14 protein-coding genes are annotated in these 15,849 nt (G+C 71.8%); 13 read left to right on the top strand and 1 reads right to left on the bottom strand.

Annotation, left to right across the window (positions count from 1 at the left end; all coding sequences use genetic code 11):
* The first annotated feature begins 187 nt into the window (after positions 1–187).
* The 9 genes from BM393_RS23395 to BM393_RS23355 all read left to right on the top strand — a co-directional run bounded on the left by BM393_RS23395 (position 188) and on the right by BM393_RS23355 (position 11,717).
* Complete coding sequence (locus tag BM393_RS23395; RefSeq protein WP_091733560.1) at positions 188–4,024, top strand: hypothetical protein; 3,837 nt, start codon at positions 188–190, stop codon at positions 4,022–4,024.
* A gap of 186 nt (positions 4,025–4,210) precedes the next feature.
* A complete protein-coding gene (gene sctU / locus BM393_RS23390; protein ID WP_091733558.1) occupies positions 4,211–5,368 on the top strand; it encodes a type III secretion system export apparatus subunit SctU in 1,158 nt (385 codons plus the stop codon).
* A gap of 24 nt (positions 5,369–5,392) precedes the next feature.
* Positions 5,393–7,447: a type III secretion system export apparatus subunit SctV gene (gene sctV / locus BM393_RS23385; protein ID WP_091733556.1), complete on the top strand. Its 2,055-nt coding sequence runs from the start codon at positions 5,393–5,395 to the stop codon at positions 7,445–7,447.
* A 21-nt stretch (positions 7,448–7,468) separates the two neighbouring features.
* Complete coding sequence (locus tag BM393_RS23380) at positions 7,469–8,143, top strand: type III secretion HpaP family protein (RefSeq protein ID WP_091733554.1); 675 nt, start codon at positions 7,469–7,471, stop codon at positions 8,141–8,143.
* A complete protein-coding gene (locus BM393_RS23375) occupies positions 8,140–9,246 on the top strand; it encodes a FliM/FliN family flagellar motor switch protein (protein ID WP_091733552.1) in 1,107 nt (368 codons plus the stop codon). The genes BM393_RS23380 and BM393_RS23375 overlap by 4 nt, the downstream gene beginning before the upstream one ends.
* A gap of 50 nt (positions 9,247–9,296) precedes the next feature.
* The gene (gene sctR, locus BM393_RS23370; RefSeq protein WP_404932682.1) at positions 9,297–9,905 is read left to right on the top strand and encodes a type III secretion system export apparatus subunit SctR; all 609 of its coding nucleotides are present in this window, start codon (positions 9,297–9,299) and stop codon (positions 9,903–9,905) included.
* Between the two features lie 100 nt (positions 9,906–10,005).
* Positions 10,006–10,266 carry a type III secretion system export apparatus subunit SctS gene (sctS, locus tag BM393_RS23365; RefSeq protein ID WP_091733548.1) on the top strand — a complete coding sequence of 87 codons (261 nt, stop codon included), beginning with the start codon at positions 10,006–10,008 and terminating at the stop codon, positions 10,264–10,266.
* Entirely contained in the window at positions 10,263–11,258 is a 996-nt protein-coding gene (locus BM393_RS23360) for a hypothetical protein (protein ID WP_091733546.1), read from the top strand. Before sctS ends, BM393_RS23360 begins: the two co-directional genes overlap by 4 nt.
* A 3-nt stretch (positions 11,259–11,261) precedes the next feature.
* Positions 11,262–11,717 carry a CesT family type III secretion system chaperone gene (locus BM393_RS23355; RefSeq protein WP_091733544.1) on the top strand — a complete coding sequence of 152 codons (456 nt, stop codon included), beginning with the start codon at positions 11,262–11,264 and terminating at the stop codon, positions 11,715–11,717.
* Between the two features lie 7 nt (positions 11,718–11,724).
* Here BM393_RS23355 and BM393_RS23350 read toward each other — a convergent pair whose 3' ends face one another.
* Positions 11,725–12,528, bottom strand: coding sequence for a response regulator transcription factor (locus tag BM393_RS23350; RefSeq protein ID WP_091733542.1), 804 nt, complete (start codon positions 12,526–12,528; stop codon positions 11,725–11,727).
* Between the two features lie 474 nt (positions 12,529–13,002).
* Between BM393_RS23350 and BM393_RS23345 the strand changes: the two genes are divergently transcribed.
* The 4 genes from BM393_RS23345 to BM393_RS23330 all read left to right on the top strand — a co-directional run bounded on the left by BM393_RS23345 (position 13,003) and on the right by BM393_RS23330 (position 15,811).
* Entirely contained in the window at positions 13,003–13,515 is a 513-nt protein-coding gene (locus BM393_RS23345) for a hypothetical protein (RefSeq protein ID WP_175538481.1), read from the top strand.
* 1 nt (position 13,516) lies between these two features.
* Entirely contained in the window at positions 13,517–14,344 is an 828-nt protein-coding gene (sctT, locus tag BM393_RS23340; protein ID WP_217648510.1) for a type III secretion system export apparatus subunit SctT, read from the top strand.
* Positions 14,345–14,466: 122 nt separating this feature from the next.
* Positions 14,467–15,276 carry a hypothetical protein gene (locus tag BM393_RS23335; protein ID WP_091733539.1) on the top strand — a complete coding sequence of 270 codons (810 nt, stop codon included), beginning with the start codon at positions 14,467–14,469 and terminating at the stop codon, positions 15,274–15,276.
* Between the two features lie 76 nt (positions 15,277–15,352).
* Positions 15,353–15,811 (top strand): hypothetical protein, encoded by a 459-nt coding sequence (locus tag BM393_RS23330; protein WP_091733537.1) that lies wholly within the window; start codon positions 15,353–15,355, stop codon positions 15,809–15,811.
* Positions 15,812–15,849 lie beyond the last annotated feature (38 nt).

Below are 15,849 nucleotides of genomic sequence, written 5' to 3'. Positions count from 1 at the left end.
GATGCATGGTCCCGGGCCGCGTCATCGCGCTTTCGCGATGGGCCGAAGCGCCGGGCGGGCAGACGAAGCGGCCCGCGCGGCGACCGGGCGTGTTTCGCATCGACGGTCGCGGCTTCGCGCGTTCCCCGCGCTGGTGCCCATTCGCACCGAACCTGGGCGTTTCAACAACAACACCAGGAAGGCCCCCATGTCCTCGGACACCTCGATCACCCGCAGCCCCGCGACCCTGTTGCCGCCCGGCGCCTCCACCAGCTCGCAGCCGTCGACGCCGGAGCCCGCGACCCTCTCCCAGCCCGCGGCGGAGTCCTCGACCTTCACCGGCCTGCGCCGTCGCCGACAGCCCCAGGGGGACATCGAGACCGGCGACCTGCGCGGCGGCGACGGGTCCATCGGCGTGTCCACCGCCGTGGCGCCGCAGCTGAGGTGGCGCCAGGTGCCCTATGGCTCGGAGAAGCACCACCCCCTCACGACCACGATCACGGTGCCCGGTTATCAGGTGAAGAACCACCTGTCAGCGGGCGGGCCGCCCGGCGAGATGCCGCTGGCGCCGAAGTTCCCGTCGCTGGAGGCGGACCGGTTCGATTTCTCCGTGCCCGCCGGACGCGACGCGCAGTTGAAGACCGCGGCGAGCCTGCTGGAGACGCCGGCGCTCGACCGGTGGCTGGGCGCGGGCGCCACCGCGGCGCCGGTCGTCGACGGTCCCTCTGGGTCGGCCGGGGCCGCGCTGCTGAAGATGGCGGGCGACGCGTCCCGGACCGCGGCCGGCGCGGCCGTCGCGGCGGTGCAGTCGGTGGGCCTCTGGGCTCGCGCCACGCCCACGCTGTCCGACATGGCGCCCGCCGAGGCCCGCGCCGCGGCCGCTTCGGGGGCACCGCGCCTCGACACCCGCGTGAATGAGCAGAAGGCCTTGATCGCCTTGGCTGGTGCCCAGTACGCGGCACGCGGCATCGAGGTCGAGGTCGACAAGTCCGTGCTCTGCCTGCAGGCCGCCGCCGAGGACAAGGGCCCCGCCTTGCGCGACTTCGTCGACGGCTTCAAGCCGCTGCTCCATGCGCTGCACGGGTTGCCCGGGGAGGCGTCCGGCCCGCAGCGCGATGCCGCCCGGCAGGCGGTGGACGCCCACAAGGCGATGCTGCCCGCCCTGGATCTGCCGGGGGACGTCGCGCCCTTGCTGGGCCGTGTGCTCGACAAGCTCGACCGCGCCTGGGCGGGAGAGGCCCAGGCGCGGCATCGCCACGCGACGGCCCTGAGCGAGCTCCATGCGCTGCAGGACCGGCAGACCGGCGTGGTGCTCGGGCGGGCCGCCGCCATCGATTCGTCGCTGGGCGAAACGCTGGGATCGGTGGCCGATCGGCTCCGCACACGGCCAACCAAGGAGGACCAGCTGCCGCGCGACACGGCGCTCGAGAACATCTTCAGCGCCAGCGTCGTCGCCTTCGGCCAGCGGGGCGAGACGGGCCAGCTCGCCCTGGACGGCCCGCAGGGACAACAGGCGGCTCAGGCGCTGCAGACGCTCGGAACGCTGGACGTCCGGCGACTCGCCGACGCGGCGGCATCGCCCGAATCGCGCTCGCCCGCGGAGTCCGCCGCCGTCGCGCTGGCACGGGAGGTCGCCGTGCTGCCGCGCGGCATCGAGATGCTGTCCGCGCTGATGGCGCCGCCGGAGCCTGGCGCGCCCAAGCTGGACAAGGAAGCGTCCGCCCGGCGCGACGCCGCCTTGCGCGTGCTGTTCTCGGCCGACGCCACGCTTGATGCGTCAGGCGCTCCGAACGCCACGCCTGGCATTCCCGCGCAGGCGCGCACCGCCGCCGCGGCCGTGCTGCAGACCTCGGACTTCAAGCTCGACGGACTGGATGCCGACCTCCGGCGCGCGTTCAACGCGGTGCGCAACGCCTTCTTCGACGAGGGCCCGGGCAGCTCGCTGCAGAAGGCCGACGACTACCTGAAGGGGCTGACGACCGACATGCTGTCCAGCGTGTCGCGCGAGAACGGCGTGATGGGCGCGCTCGCGCGGGCCCTGCCCATCGGCGGCGCCACGGCGCTGAACCCGTCGGCCGTGGGCTCGGCGACCCGCACGCTGGCGCAGGCCGGCCTGATCACCGGCACCCAGGAGGCGGTCGACGCCATGAGGACCGCCATCGACACGCTGCGCGGCAACGACACGGCGCTGCCGGCGGAACGCGCGCTCAAGACGCTGGCACGGGCGCTGGACGCCGCCGTGCCGGACGGGGCGCCGGAGCGGATCGTCAACGCGGAGATCGCCGAGGTCCGGGTCCCGGAGCGCTTCGGTCTGGATGAACGCACGCTGGCGCAGCATCCGGCGCTGTCCAGGATGTGGGAGAGCTATGCCGCTGGCCAGGTAACGCCCGCGGAAGCGACCCACCAGCTGGCGCGCATCGCCGCCGCCGATCTGACCGAGGCCAAGGAGCCCGTTGCGGCCAAGGCGGTGGGCGCGTTCCGCAAGACGCTGGACCGCGCCGTCGGCTCCGCGATCTGGAACCGCGGCCAGATCGACGACAAGCAGCAGCTGCTGGACGGCCTGATCTCGATCGGCCGGCTGATGTCGCTGCGCGACAAGTTCAAGTTCAGCGGCGGCAACAGCTACGGCTTCGACACCTCCAAGGTGCAGCTGGGCTTGAGCCAGGCCGGCATGCCCGATCCGATGTCCTTGACCCTGCGGCTGGCCGCGGCGGGCAAGTACCAGCACGACCTGGTGATGGAGATCGGCATGACGACGCAGGCCTACTACCTCACCGTCGGCACGCAGAGCACGGTGGGCGCCAAGCTCGGCGGCGGGGTCGGCATGTCGCTGAAGCAGGACTTCGACCTGGTGTCGGCCGGCATGCGCATGGCGGACCTGACCGCCACCGGCAGCTACGAGAACCAGTGGCAGAACGGCCTGCTGGCCCGCGTGCCGCGCGACAAGACGACCGAGGCGACGAACCAGCGCGAGTTCGAGGACATGCTGCGCAGCGCGGTGCTGTGGCAGGAGAAGGGCCATGCCGGTCCCGTCGACGCGATCCTGTCGACCGTCGACGCAGCCTCGCTCAACCTGCTCGGCCAGTACAACCGCGAATCCAAACGGGGCGAGCTCGCGGGCAACGTCCTCAGTCCGCAGCTGGCCATTTCCCGGCCCGTGCCGGGGCAGCCGCAGGAGGCGGCGGCGCCCACCGCGGGCACGGCGGCCGCGCCCGGGCCCGCCGCGGTGCCGGACGACACGGCGCAGGTCGCGCAGGCGCGCGGGGCCTGGCTGCAGGGTCGCAGCCAGGGCGAGGTGCGCCAGACCGTGGCCGAGGAGGCCTCGGGTCATTACCGCTACCAGGAGGTGAAGGCCGGCGTGCGGACCCTGCGGCAGACCGGTGCGGCGGCCAGCCTCAGCGTGCGGCTGAAGGATCTGGGCGATGGCAGGACCGTCAATGCGGGCGACGTGGCCGGCGCCAGCCGGAGCGCGGACCGGGTTGGTGGCGTCGAGGTGACCAAGCGGCTCGTCACGATGGACGGCGTGACGGCGCCGATGCGCAGCCGTCGCGTGAGCGAGTTCCTCGACCTGCCGCGCTTCGAGCAGGCCGCGGAGGGCGACCGGGCGCGCTGGATCAACCACGGCAACACGTACACGAAGTTCCCCAGCGACTTCAAGCCGGCGCCGGAGGACTTCCGCCTCCGGCAGCAGGCGTCGGAGGCCGACTTCAAGCAGTTCTTCCAGGATGCGGCGGTGCTGGACAACCAGTTCAAGCAGTACCTGGTGGTGGACTGCCTGCAGGTGCCGGCCGCGGCGACGGTCGACGGCTACGACGCGAGCATCGCGCTGGCCCGCAAGCTCGGCCAGCACGAGGAAGCGGCGGCGATGCACGCCGAGCGCGAGGCCTTCCTCGCGGACGAGTCGACCTGGCAGCCACGGCGGCTGGTGATCAACAACGTGTTCAACACCGCCAACCAGCCGGGCGTGTCGCTGCTCGGCCTGGAGATGCGCGTGTCCGACAACTCGGAAGGCGCGCACAACGACGTGCTGTTCCCGCGCGGTTGAGGGAGGCGGCCCGCGCAGGCCGCTCGCCCTCACCCCGGCCCTCTCCCGCAAGCGGGAGAGGGAGCAATACCGGCTTCGCGCCCGATCGCATCGCTTCGCCTCGCCCTGCGGCCGCGATGGATCCGGCCTCTAGATTGACCCCTGTCGCAGCGGCCGCGCTGCTCCTGCCTGCGAGGCCCGCCCACCATGTCCGGCGAAAAGACCGAAGAGCCGACAAAGAAGAAGCTCGACGACGCCCGCAAGAAGGGCCAGAGCCCCAAGAGCCAGGACGTCAACGCGGCGCTTGGCCTGGTGGGCCTGCTCATCGTGCTGATCGTGATGGCCGAGTCCACGCTCGACCAGCTCTCCGGCCTCATCATCCGCGCGCTGCGCGAAGGCGTCGTCGCCAAGAGCAACGAGGAACTGCTCGCGCTCACCGTCGACATCGCCCGCTCCGGCTTCCTCGCCACCCTGCCCTTCGTCGCCGTGTCGGTGGCGCTGGGCGTCATCGCGTCCTTCGCGCAGGTCGGCTTCAACCTGTCGTTCGAGCCGCTCAACCTGCAGTTCGACAAGCTCAACCCCGCCGAGGGCGTCAAGAAGCTCTTCTCCGTCCGCTCGATCATCGACTTCCTGAAGATGGTGGCCAAGGCCATCGCGCTCGGCGCGGTGCTCTGGGTCATGATCCGCGGCCTGGTGCCGCTGCTGGTCGGCGCGGCCTACTTCGACGCGGTCGGCGTCGGCGTGCTCGGCTGGAAGGCCCTGATCAAGCTGATCTCCGCCGGCTGCCTCGTCTTCATCATCGTCGGACCGGTCGACTTCGGCCTGCAGCTATGGCTGTTCAAGCGCGACCAGAAGATGTCCAAGGACGAGATCAAGCGCGAGCACAAGGAGAGCGAAGGCGATCCGCAGCTCAAGGGCCAGCGCAAGCAGCTCGCGCACGAGATGGCCACCTCGCCGCCCGAGCAGCGCGTGCCCGGCTCCACTGTCGTCGTCACCAACCCGACCCACTACGCGGTGGCCCTGCGCTACGAGCCCGGCGAGACGCCGCTGCCGGTCATCGTCGCCAAGGGCATGGACGCCGAGGCGCTGCGCATCCGCGCCATCGCCGAGAAGTCCGGCGTGCCCATCGTCGGCAACCCGCCGCTGGCGCGCGCGCTGCACAAGCTGCCGGTCGACGACGCCATCCCCGAGGAACTCTTCGAGGCCGTCGCCGCCGTGCTGCGCTGGGTCGCCTACCTGCACACGCTGACCTCGCCGGCGCCCCTCCCCGCATCCGTCGCATCCGGCGCACCCGGCGCTTCCACCGCGCCCGCCGCCTCCTCCACCGAGCCGCCGCGGCCCGCCGCGCCACCGCCCACTCCCTGATCCCACCCGGAAGGACCCGCCGCCATGGCTGCCCTGCGCCTCAGCCCCACCATGGGCAACGACCTCACGATGGCCGCGCTCATCGTCGCCATCGTGGCGCTGATGATCCTGCCGCTGCCCACGATGCTGATCGACACGCTGCTGGCGATCAACATCGCCGTCAGCGTGCTGCTGCTGATGACCACCCTGTTCATCCCCAACGCGGTGTCGCTGTCCTCGTTCCCGTCGCTGCTGCTGTTCACGACGCTGTTCCGGCTGTCGCTCAACATCGCCTCGACCAAGGCCATCCTGCTGCACGCCGACGCCGGCCACGTGATCGAGAGCTTCGGCAACCTGGTCGTGGGCGGCAACCTGGTGGTGGGCATCGTCGTGTTCATCATCATCACGGTGGTGCAGTTCATCGTGATCTCCAAGGGCTCGGAGCGCGTGGCCGAGGTCGGTGCGCGCTTCACCCTCGACGCGATGCCCGGCAAGCAGATGAGCATCGACGCCGACCTGCGCGCCGGCATCCTCACCGCCGAGGAAGCCAAGCGCAAACGCGCCATGCTGGCGATGGAAAGCCAGATGCACGGCGGCATGGACGGCGCGATGAAGTTCGTCAAGGGCGACGCCATCGCCGGCCTGATCATCACGATGGTCAACATCCTGGCCGGCATCGTGGTCGGCGTGCTGTACCACGGCATGACCGCGGGCGAGGCCTCGACCCGCTTCGCCGTGCTGTCCATCGGCGACGCGATGGTGTCGCAGGTGCCCTCGCTGTTCATCTGCGTGGCCGCCGGCGTGCTGATCACCCGCGTCGCCGACGAGCAGGAGAAGAAGCCGCGTTCGCTGGGCCAGGAGATCGGCGCGCAGCTCTCGCGCAATCCGCGCGCCATCTACCTCGCCGGCGGCCTGACCATGGCCTTCGCGCTGGTGCCGGGTTTCCCGGCGCTGCAGTTCCTCGGCCTGGCGATGGGCCTGGTGGCCATCGCCCACTGGCTGGGCAAGCGCCAGCGCAAGGAGGAAGCCACCGTCCTGTCCAAGCCGATCAGCGCCCTGCAGCGCGAGGGCGGCAAGGGCGACGCGCCCGCGATCCTGCAGCAGCCGCCCCACTTCGCCAAACCGCTGGCAATCCGGATGTCGCGCCCGCTGGGCGAGCTGCTCGAGGCCGACCGCCTCGACGAGGCGCTCGAGTCCGAACGCCACAAGCTGCAGGCCCACCTGGGCCTGCCCTTCCCCGGCGCGGCAATGTGGGTGTCGGCCGACCTGCCGGAGCACCGCTTCGACGTGCTGCTCAACGACGTGCCCGCCAGCCAGCACACGGTGCCCGGCCGGCTGCTGCTGCTGAACGACCCGAGCAGCGCGCTCGCCGGCGCGGCCCAGCGCCATGGGCCGATCCTGCATCACGCCGAGTCGCTGTGGCTGCCGCCCGCCGCGGTGCCCGAAGCGCAGCGCGGCGCGTGCATGGACCTGGAGTCGGTGATCGCGGCGCAGGTCTTCGGCGTGCTGCGCCGCCACGCCCATCTGTTCATGGGCGTGCAGGAGGTGCAGTGGGTCATCGACCGCGTCTCGCCCGAGTACCCGGGCCTCGTCGCCGAGGTGCAGAAGGTGCTGCCGCTGCAGCGCATCGCGGAAGTGCTGCGCCGGCTGCTCGAGGAGCAGGTGCCGATCCGCAACGTGCGCTCGATCTTCGAAAGCCTCATCGCCTGGGGTCCGAAGGAGAAGGACATGCTGCTGCTCACCGAGTACGTGCGCGGCGACCTCGGCCGCTACCTGGCCTTCGAGGCGACCGCAGGTCGCGGCCACCTGTCGGCGGTGCTGCTGGATCCCGCCATCGAGCAGGCGATCCGTCAGTGCATCAAGCCCACGCCGGCCGGCAACTACCTGGCGATGCCGCCGGAGAACGCGATGGCCCTGACCGACCGCATCGCCGAGCTGGCCGGCGCGCCGTCGCAGGGCGTGGCGCTGGTCACCTCGATGGACATCCGCCGCTACGTGCGCAAGATGATCGAGGGCCGGCTCGAGTGGCTGCGCGTCTACTCCTTCCAGGAACTGGGCAGCCTCGTCGAGCTGCGGCCGATCGGTCGCGTGAGCGGCTGAGCGCGCGGACCAGCGGGCCCCATGTCGCGCACCGAGCCCCGCCGTCCCTTGCGGCTGCTGCAACCCGCCGAGGTCGCGGGACGCCCCGCCGCGGCCGCGCAGGCGGCGGCGCAGCAGTCGGCGGACCGGTTCAGACGCACGCTCGGCGCGCCGCGCAGGCAGGAGACGGCCGAAGCCGCCACGCCGGCGTCGTCGAGCGCCTCGACCGCGCCGGACACAAGCGCCGCCTCCACGCCAGGGGCCGGCTCCAAAGCCTCCGCGGACCGTCACGGCGCGCTTGCCCAGCCGGCGGCACCAAGGGCCACCTCGCGCACCGCGGCGATCCTGCATGTGCTGCCGCCGCAGGACGAAGGACAGGCGCCGGAGGCGCTCGATGTCCCCGCCGATGACGACGGACCGGACGTGCCGGCCGCCGCCGCGGACGACTGGCCCGAGCGCATGGCCGCGTCCATCGCCACCCTGTGCGCCCGCGCCGATCCGGCCATCGTGAACTGGACCGTCACGATCCCGATGGATCCGGCCGTGCTGCCCGACACGACGCTGCAGCTGAGCCTTTCGCAGCACTGGCTCGCGCTTCGCTTCTCGACGCAGTCGCCACAGTCGCACCACCTAGTCTGCCGATACCGGCCCCGGCTGCTCGAGCAGCTCGAGCGCCTGCCCCAACTGCCCCATGGCATCGACATCGAAGTCCTATGACGCCTGAGCTGACCGCCACGACGCCGACCAACGCCCCGCCCCCGCGTGGCGCCGTGGCCCGCGCGGAGAGCCTGGCCGGCCGCCTGCCGGCGCTGCGGCCGGCGGCGGCGCGCGCGGCGCGCCTCGGCTTCGACGGCCGCTTCCCACGCTGGCTCACCGAGCGGCTGGGCCTGGCCACGCAGGTGCATGCGGCGCGGCCGCCGACGGAGCTGCTGTCGCTGGACCTGCGCAGCGCGGCCGGCCGCGCCGACGTGGCGCTGGATCCGTCGCAATGGCCCGCGCTGGCGATGGCGGCGGAACTGCCCGATGCCGAGCTGGCCCGCGAGGTCGCCGATGCGCTGCTGGCGCCGCTGGCCGCGCGACTGGCGCCGCTGTTCCCCGGCCTGCGGGTCGGCGCGGTGCGCCGTTATCCGTCGCAGGCGCTCGGCGATGGCGGCCTGCCGGCGCTGAACGTCGGTGCCGGGCAGCTGTCGCTGGCGCGGCTGGATCGCGCGCTGGCGGATCACCTCGATGCGCTGATGCGCGACGGCACGGCCTCGCCGCTGGGACGGCTGGCCGCGCTGCGGGTGCCGATGCGTCTCGCGCTCTTCGAGCGACCGCTGGGCCAGCGCGCGCTGCACGGCCTGACCCCCGGCGACGTGGTGCTGGCCGGCGCCGCGCGTCGCGCCGGACCGCGCTGGCGCGTCACCTTGAAATTCGGACTGGGAATCACGATGCAAGCCACTGCCGACCTCGACCTCGATGCCTCCCGCGCCCACCTCGCGGCCCCGCCCCGCCTCGTCGACGAGGCAGCCGCCGCGCCGCTGGCCATGCCGCCGGCCGAAGGGCTGGAGCATCTGCAGGTGCCGGTGTCCTTCGAGATCGACAGCGCCCGCATCGCGCTGGGCGAGCTGGCCAGCCTCGGCGAAGGCGCCGTCATCGAGCTCGACGTGCCGCTGCCCGAGGCGACGGTGCGCTTGGTCTGCCATGGGCAGACGCTCGGCCTGGGGCAGCTGGTGGCCATCGGCGACCAGCTCGGCGTGCGCATCGTGCGGATGGGCCTGGGCGTGGCGTCCGGCGGCGCCGCGGCCTCCACCGGCCTGACCCCGGGGCTGTCGTCATGATGCCGTTGCCGAGCACCGATCCGGTCTCGCTGTTCCTGGTGCTGGCGGCGATGGCGGTGCTGCCGTTCGCCGCCATGGTGGTGACCTCGTACACCAAGATCGCCGTCGTGCTGGGCCTGCTGCGCAACGCCATCGGCGTGCAGCAGGTGCCGCCCAACATGGTCCTGAACGGCGTGGCGATGATCGTGTCCTGCTACATCATGGCGCCGGTGCTGATGGAGGCCTCGGAGCAGATGCGCGGCGCCTCGACCTCGGCGACGCAGTCCAACGCGCAGCAGCTGCTGGGCGCCGCCGACGCCGCGCGCGAGCCCTTCCGCCGCTTCCTCGACAAGCACGCCGATCCGGCCGAGAAGGCCTTCTTCCTGAAGTCCGCCGCCGCCATCTGGCCCGCCGAGCGCGCCGCCCAGCTCAAGAAGGACGACCTGCTGGTGCTGGCGCCGGCCTTCCTGCTCACCGAGCTCTCGGCGGCTTTCCGCATCGGCTTCCTGCTCTACCTGGCCTTCGTCGTCATCGACCTGGTGATCGCCAACGTGCTGCTGGCGATGGGCCTGTCCCAGGTCACGCCGACCAACGTCGCAATCCCGTTCAAGCTGCTGCTGTTCATCGTGCTGGACGGCTGGCCCAAGCTCATCCACGGGCTGGTGCTGACCTACCGCTGATCTGCCGCTGCCCAGCGCCGATGGCCGCCCCACGGACGTCCCTCGCGTGCCTCGCGCCTCCTGGCGTCCCCGCTCCGGGACGCTCCGACCGGAACCCGCCATGCATTACGAGAACATCATCCGCCTCACCTCCGAAGCCCTCATGATGTGCCTGATGCTGTCGCTGCCCGCGGTGGCGGTGTCGGCCATCGTCGGCCTGCTGATCTCCTTCGTGCAGGCGATCACCTCGCTGCAGGACTCCAGCATCTCGCAGGGCATCAAGCTGCTGGCGGTGACGGTGGTGGTGGCGATCTGCGCGCCCTGGGCCGGCTCGACGCTGCTGCGCTTCTCCGAGAACCTGCTCGCGGCGATGTTCCTATGAGCGCCGGATCGATCCGCCGCCAGTTGGCCGCAGACGCCGCCGCCGCGGCGGCGCGCGTGTCCGAGGCCAAAAGCGCCGCCGTGGCGCACCGCCACAACCTGGATCCGCACGACGCGCTGGCGCAGGCCGGTCATGGGCACCGGGGGCAGTTCCGCGGTTATGTGTTCCGCACGGTCCGCGCGCCCGCGCCGCCGCCGCCCCGCCGCCCGACGCCCTTGCGCCGCCGCCCGCCGTCGCCGCCCGGCACCGGCGCGGCGGGACCGGACCATGAGGAGCACGCCAACGCGCCGCCGTTGCCTTCGATGCCGGGCTTCGCCGCGGCCGAGCAGGCGGAGCGCGCCCCCGGCCTGGACCTGGGACCGCTGACGCGCCATGACGATCCCGGCGAGCGCGAGCAGGACGACCGCCGCGAGGAGGCGCGCCACGACCGGCGCTGGCGCATCGGCGCGCGTTCCGCGCCGTCGTCCGGCGCCAGCGCCGGTGCGTGGCAGTCGGCGTTCGAGGCCCTGGCCGGCGCCAACGCTCGGGCCCTGGCGCCAGCCTCGCCGGACGCGATCGCCGCCGCGTCGCCCGAGTACCGGGCGATGGCGCTCGTCGGCGCCTTGCTCGAACTCGAGGCGGCGGCGGCCGGACGCGGCGCCCCGACGGCTCCCGGCGAGCCGGTGGGTCTGGTCACGCAGTTGGCCGCGCTGCGCCTGGTGGCGGTGCGCGCCTACCTGCAGTCGCGCCCGGAGCCGGGACCGCTGGCGACGCTCGCGCGGGTCAAGCAGGCGCTGCTCGACCAGCGTTCCGAGCCAGGCCCACGGGCCACGGCGCCGGCCAATCCAGCCGCTTCCGCCGATCCTGCCGAGGAAGCGCGCCAGAACCGCCACGCCCTGCTGCCCCTGCTGCTGCTGAACGCGGACCGGCCGCGGACGCCGCTGCAGACCCGCCTGAGCTGCGACCGCATCGAGATGGTCTGCGCGACCTCGATGGCCGCCCCGGCCGCGTGACCCATGAGCCAGGAACGCTTCCAGTCACTGGTGCGCGACCTCTGCCAGCTCATCGAGCTGCCGGACGCCGACGCCGTGCTGCGCCGCGGCACCATCGAGGTCGAGGGCTTCGAGGTCAACCTCGCCAACTTCTCGAACGATCCCGGCGCGATGTACCTCAACTTCCATTACGGCATCGTCACCGCCGGCCGCACGCTGCGCGTGTTCCGGCTGCTGCTGGAAGCCAACCTCAGCGTCTACGCCCAGGACCAGGCGCAGCTGGGCCTGCATGCGGACACCGGCGGCATCGTGCTGATCGTGCGCGTGCCGCTGGGCGACAGCATCGACGCGCCCTGGCTGGCCGAGACCCTGACCCACTACGCCGAGCACGGTCGCTACTGGCGCGACAACATCGCCAATGCGACCGAGGAGATGTTCGCCGGCATCTGCGCCGGCGACTACTTCTGGATCCGCGCCTGAGGCGCGCTCAGAACTCGCCGGGCCAGAGGTGGCGCAGGTAGCCCGGCGGCTGCTCCTGGGGCAGGCCGCGCGCATGCAGCGGCAGCTGGGCGGTGGCGGCGCTGCCGTAGTCCGGCATGGCCCAGGCCAGCGGCTGCTCATGCAGCAGGTCGAGCCGGTAGCCGATGCTGTAGATCGCCTGGATCCGCACCACCGCCCCGGTCGCGCCGCCGCTCAGCTTGCGCCGCAGTCGGTAGACATGCTGCTCCAGCGTGCGCTTGCAGATGTCGGTGCCGCCACCCCAGACCCGCGCGGTCAGGCTGGACGCGCTGACCACGCGCCCGGCGTTGGAGAACAGCACCCAGGCCAGCGCGAACTCGCGTGCGGTCAGGCTGATCTCCTGGTCGTCGCGCCGCACCGCCGACGCGGCCGCATCGAGCGAGTACGGGCCGACCTCCAGCCCCATGCGCCGCAGCTGCTGCGGCCGGCCGACGCGGGCCCGCAGCCGGGTCAGCAGCGGCTCGACCGAGTCCACGTAGTCGGCGTAGTCGGTCGCGCCATGCGCCATCGCGTCGACCATGCCGACAGCGTTGTCCCCACCGACGACCAGGATCGGCACGACACCCCCCAGGCGCAGCTGCAGCATGGCGAGCCAGTCGATCAGACTGGTGTCGGCATCCTCCAGCAGCACCGCCTGCGCCTCCCCGCGCTTGATCGCCTGCAGCAGCGCCGCCGACGACGGCATTGGCCGGAGCTCCACGCCATGCGCCGACAGGTCGCGCACCAAGGCCGCCTGCCGGGCCTTGTTGATGAACAGTCCAACGAGCTTCACTGAATTTCTCCTGTGCCACGACGGTGGAATGTGTCTTCCATTGCAGGCCGGCGTGACGGCTGGGAACGGCTCCCCGTTCCGAAATGACGGCCCATCCCGAAGCCGTCGCCTTGAGCGAAATAGTTCATTTCCTGATCTATCAGGGTTCCAGTTTGGCTCACGTTCAGTTGCGTCTCGATGGCCCTTGTTGTGACAAGAAGCACATCCTGAGGCGGTTCATACAGGGTTCAGGTCAACGCTCTGTAACGTTCACGTCCGGTTCATCTCCTGTTCATTTCCGTCTCATCACCAACTTATCTCCATGAAATCCGCCACCCGCCCCGAACGCCTCCAACGGTGATGCGAATCGGCGCTTCGCGGTCGCGCGGACGGCTTCGCGCCGCGCGCCGGATGATGCCCTCGCGCGGCGCAAGCTCGCCAGCGGCTGTCCCGACGCGGCATGGCCATCCCTTCCCATTCACGGAGGCCCGACCCATGAGCAGCACGCGCGGATGGCGCACCCTCGTCCGGCTGAAGGAGCGCCGGCTGGAACAGCTGGACGCGGCCCTCGATGCCGCCCGGGCCCAGGCGCGCCAGCGGCAACAGCAGCTGGAGGCGCTGACGGCCGAGGCCGACGGCTGTCGCGCGCGCGAGGACGCGCAGCGCGCCAAGCTCGAGGCCCTGGCCGGCACCGCGGCGGGGTTCCGCCCCAGCGACCTGGTGACGCTGCAGCACCTGCTCGAGGAAGCCACGCGCACCACGCTGGCCGCGGCCAAGCGGGTGCAGGACGGCGAGCGGCAGGTCGAGGCGGCGCAGCAGGCCGTCGTGTCCGCCCAGCACGCGCGCCGGCGCGGCGAGCAGCAGCTCGACGGCTGCCGGCAGCGGCTGGAGACCACGCTCCGCACGCAGCAGGCCGAGCAGGACGACCAGCAGGACGAGGAGGCCGAGGAGGCCTCGGTGGCGCGCCTGCTGGCCGCGCGACCCGACCGTCAGCCGGAGGCGGCCTGAGATGGCGGCCCCGGATCCGCTGGGCGGCACCGAGGCGCTCATCCACCTCGGCGAATCGGTCAAGAGCCTGCTGACGCTGCTGGCGCTGTGCAGCCTGCGCGGCTACGTCGCGATGCTGGTGCTGCCGGTCACCAACGACCAGGTGCTGCAGGGCGTGGTGCGCAACGGCCTGGCGCTGACCATCGGCATTTTCATCGCCTGCGGCCAGCCGCTGCAGGTGGTGGACAACCTGTCGACCTTCGCCCTGTGCGTGCTGATCGCCAAGGAGGGCCTGATCGGGCTGCTGCTGGGCTACGCGGTCTCCACCGTGTTCTGGGTGGCCGAGGGCATCGGCGTGCTGATCGACAACCAGGCCGGCTACAACAACGTCCAGCAGACCAATCCGCTCAGCGGCGAGCAGAGCACCCCGGTGGGCAACCTGCTCTCGCAGCTGGCGATCTGCGGCTTCTACCTGCTGGGCGGGCTGCTGGCGCTGGTGGGCCTGCTGTTCGAATCCTTCCAGTGGTGGCCGCTGGACCGCGCGATGCCCGAGTGGTCCAACCTGCTCGAGCGCTTCCTGCAGGCGCAGATCACCGGCTACCTGCAGGCCATGATCAAGATCTGCAGCGCCGTCGTGATGGTGCTGCTGCTGATCGACCTGGGCATCGGCCTGATCTCCAAGACGGCCGACAAGCTCGAGCCCAACAACCTGAGCCAGCCGATCAAGGGCGCGGTGGCGCTGCTGATGCTGGTGCTGCTGGTGGCGGTGTTCTTCGACCAGGTCAAGCCGCAGCTGGCGCTGCACACGATGGCACGCGACCTGGGGGCCTGGTTCCAGTCGGCCCATTGAGGCGCCGCGCGCGGCTGTTGCGTTTCGTATCCCTCCATGCCGCTTCGCCTGCCCGGCGCGCGCCGCCGCCGCGAGGCGGATGCTGTCCCCACCCAAGCTGTCCCTTGGAAGGAGGATCCGTCATGACCTTGGCTTCACCATCGACCGCCCTGCGCGGCGCCGCGGCAACGGCCGCGCACGCGACGCTGACCCCGCACCTGATGCTCGACCCGCCGCTGCCGCGGCGCGGCCGCGACGACACGGCCCAGGGCGGCCTGTTCGACGTCGACGTCGGCACGGTCTGGAAGACCGCCCGCGCGGCCGAAGGCGGCGACACGCTGCTGACCGTGCGCTGCTTCAGCGTCGAAGGCCTGCAGCTGCGACTGGCTCAACTCGTGAACGGCCACGCCGGCGTGCTGTCGCCGTCGCTGGCGATGTTCCTGCGCGGCGGGCTCGACCAGGCCTATGTGGACGCCCTCGCCTATCGCCGGCTGGTCGATGCCGCGCCGCGCGTGCTCGGCGATCTCGGGGCTCATCCGCTGCACGTGGACACGCTGTCGCGGCGGCTGGTGGTCGACACCTCGCGCTGCTTCGTCGCGAAGACCGCGCGCCTGACGGCCGAAGCGATCGCCGGCCTGGCCGCGCTCTCCGAGTCCCCGCAGTGCCTGACCGTGGTGAAGCGCCTGCGCTGCGCGCTCGGCGCGACGGCCTCGGAGGCCGAGGTCGCCCTGGCCACGCGGGCGCTGCTCGAGGCCGCGCGGCGCGTCGCCCGCCATGTGCTCAACGAGCCCGGGCTGGAGCTCGGCGAGACCGCGGAGCCGCTGGCTCGCGAGGTCGGCCCGCGCCTGGTGGCGCGCGCCTTGTTCACCGGCGCCGAGGGCGACACCGGCGCGGTCGCCGCCGCCTTCGCGGCCCGGTGGAAGACCGGCGCGCGGCCCTTGCCCAAGGATTGATTTCCCCGTCCGCGCGCCCGGCCAGGACGCGCACCTCCCCACCCGGCTGCCACGCAGCCATCCCCAGGAGCTCACCATGCCCGAAATTTCCGGCATCAATACCCCGCTGGTCCGACCGTCGGACTTCCAGCCGACACCGCTGAAGCCGTCGGACCTCCAGGCACCGCCCCAGACCCAGGACGCGCCGATCGGCCTGCAGACGCGCGCCTCCGCGGACACCGGCATGGCGCCGCGCGCGAGCATCGGCGAAAAATTCGGGCTGGTGCCGCAGAGCCCCGGCGGCCCCGACGGTCCGAACAAGCCGGGCCCGCACAACGAGAGCTCCAACAGCATCCTGGCCAACGGCGGCAAGGAGTCCACGACGCAGGCCAAGGAGGATGCCAAGACCTCGATGGACAACCTCCGGGAGATCAACGAGATCAACATGAAGTTCCAGATGGACATGGCGCAGCTGCAAATGGTCAAGGGTTTCGTCGAGGCGCAGGCCAAGGCGATCAAGGACATCGGCACGAAGATCGCGCAGGCGGCCGGCTGACGCTGGCGCCTCTTGTCCCTCGCGGCATCCGCCGCTTC

The sequence above is a fragment of the Mitsuaria sp. PDC51 genome (assembly GCF_900113225.1).
Taxonomy (GTDB): Bacteria; Pseudomonadota; Gammaproteobacteria; order Burkholderiales; family Burkholderiaceae_C; genus Roseateles.
This window is presented reverse-complemented; position numbering and strand designations above follow the sequence as displayed.

What these genes read in the sequence shown, in the direction of transcription:
- BM393_RS23345 (WP_175538481.1), top strand. Translation starts at nt 13,003, where the DNA reads ATGAGCAGCACGCGCGGATGGCGCACCCTCGTCCGGCTGAAGGAGCGC.
- sctS (WP_091733548.1), top strand. Translation starts at nt 10,006, where the DNA reads ATGCATTACGAGAACATCATCCGCCTCACCTCCGAAGCCCTCATGATG.
- sctT (WP_217648510.1), top strand. Translation starts at nt 13,517, where the DNA reads ATGGCGGCCCCGGATCCGCTGGGCGGCACCGAGGCGCTCATCCACCTC.
- sctU (WP_091733558.1), top strand. Translation starts at nt 4,211, where the DNA reads ATGTCCGGCGAAAAGACCGAAGAGCCGACAAAGAAGAAGCTCGACGAC.
- sctV (WP_091733556.1), top strand. Translation starts at nt 5,393, where the DNA reads ATGGCTGCCCTGCGCCTCAGCCCCACCATGGGCAACGACCTCACGATG.
- BM393_RS23335 (WP_091733539.1), top strand. Translation starts at nt 14,467, where the DNA reads ATGACCTTGGCTTCACCATCGACCGCCCTGCGCGGCGCCGCGGCAACG.
- BM393_RS23375 (WP_091733552.1), top strand. Translation starts at nt 8,140, where the DNA reads ATGACGCCTGAGCTGACCGCCACGACGCCGACCAACGCCCCGCCCCCG.
- BM393_RS23355 (WP_091733544.1), top strand. Translation starts at nt 11,262, where the DNA reads ATGAGCCAGGAACGCTTCCAGTCACTGGTGCGCGACCTCTGCCAGCTC.
- BM393_RS23395 (WP_091733560.1), top strand. Translation starts at nt 188, where the DNA reads ATGTCCTCGGACACCTCGATCACCCGCAGCCCCGCGACCCTGTTGCCG.
- BM393_RS23330 (WP_091733537.1), top strand. Translation starts at nt 15,353, where the DNA reads ATGCCCGAAATTTCCGGCATCAATACCCCGCTGGTCCGACCGTCGGAC.
- BM393_RS23380 (WP_091733554.1), top strand. Translation starts at nt 7,469, where the DNA reads ATGTCGCGCACCGAGCCCCGCCGTCCCTTGCGGCTGCTGCAACCCGCC.
- sctR (WP_404932682.1), top strand. Translation starts at nt 9,297, where the DNA reads ATGGCGGTGCTGCCGTTCGCCGCCATGGTGGTGACCTCGTACACCAAG.
- BM393_RS23360 (WP_091733546.1), top strand. Translation starts at nt 10,263, where the DNA reads ATGAGCGCCGGATCGATCCGCCGCCAGTTGGCCGCAGACGCCGCCGCC.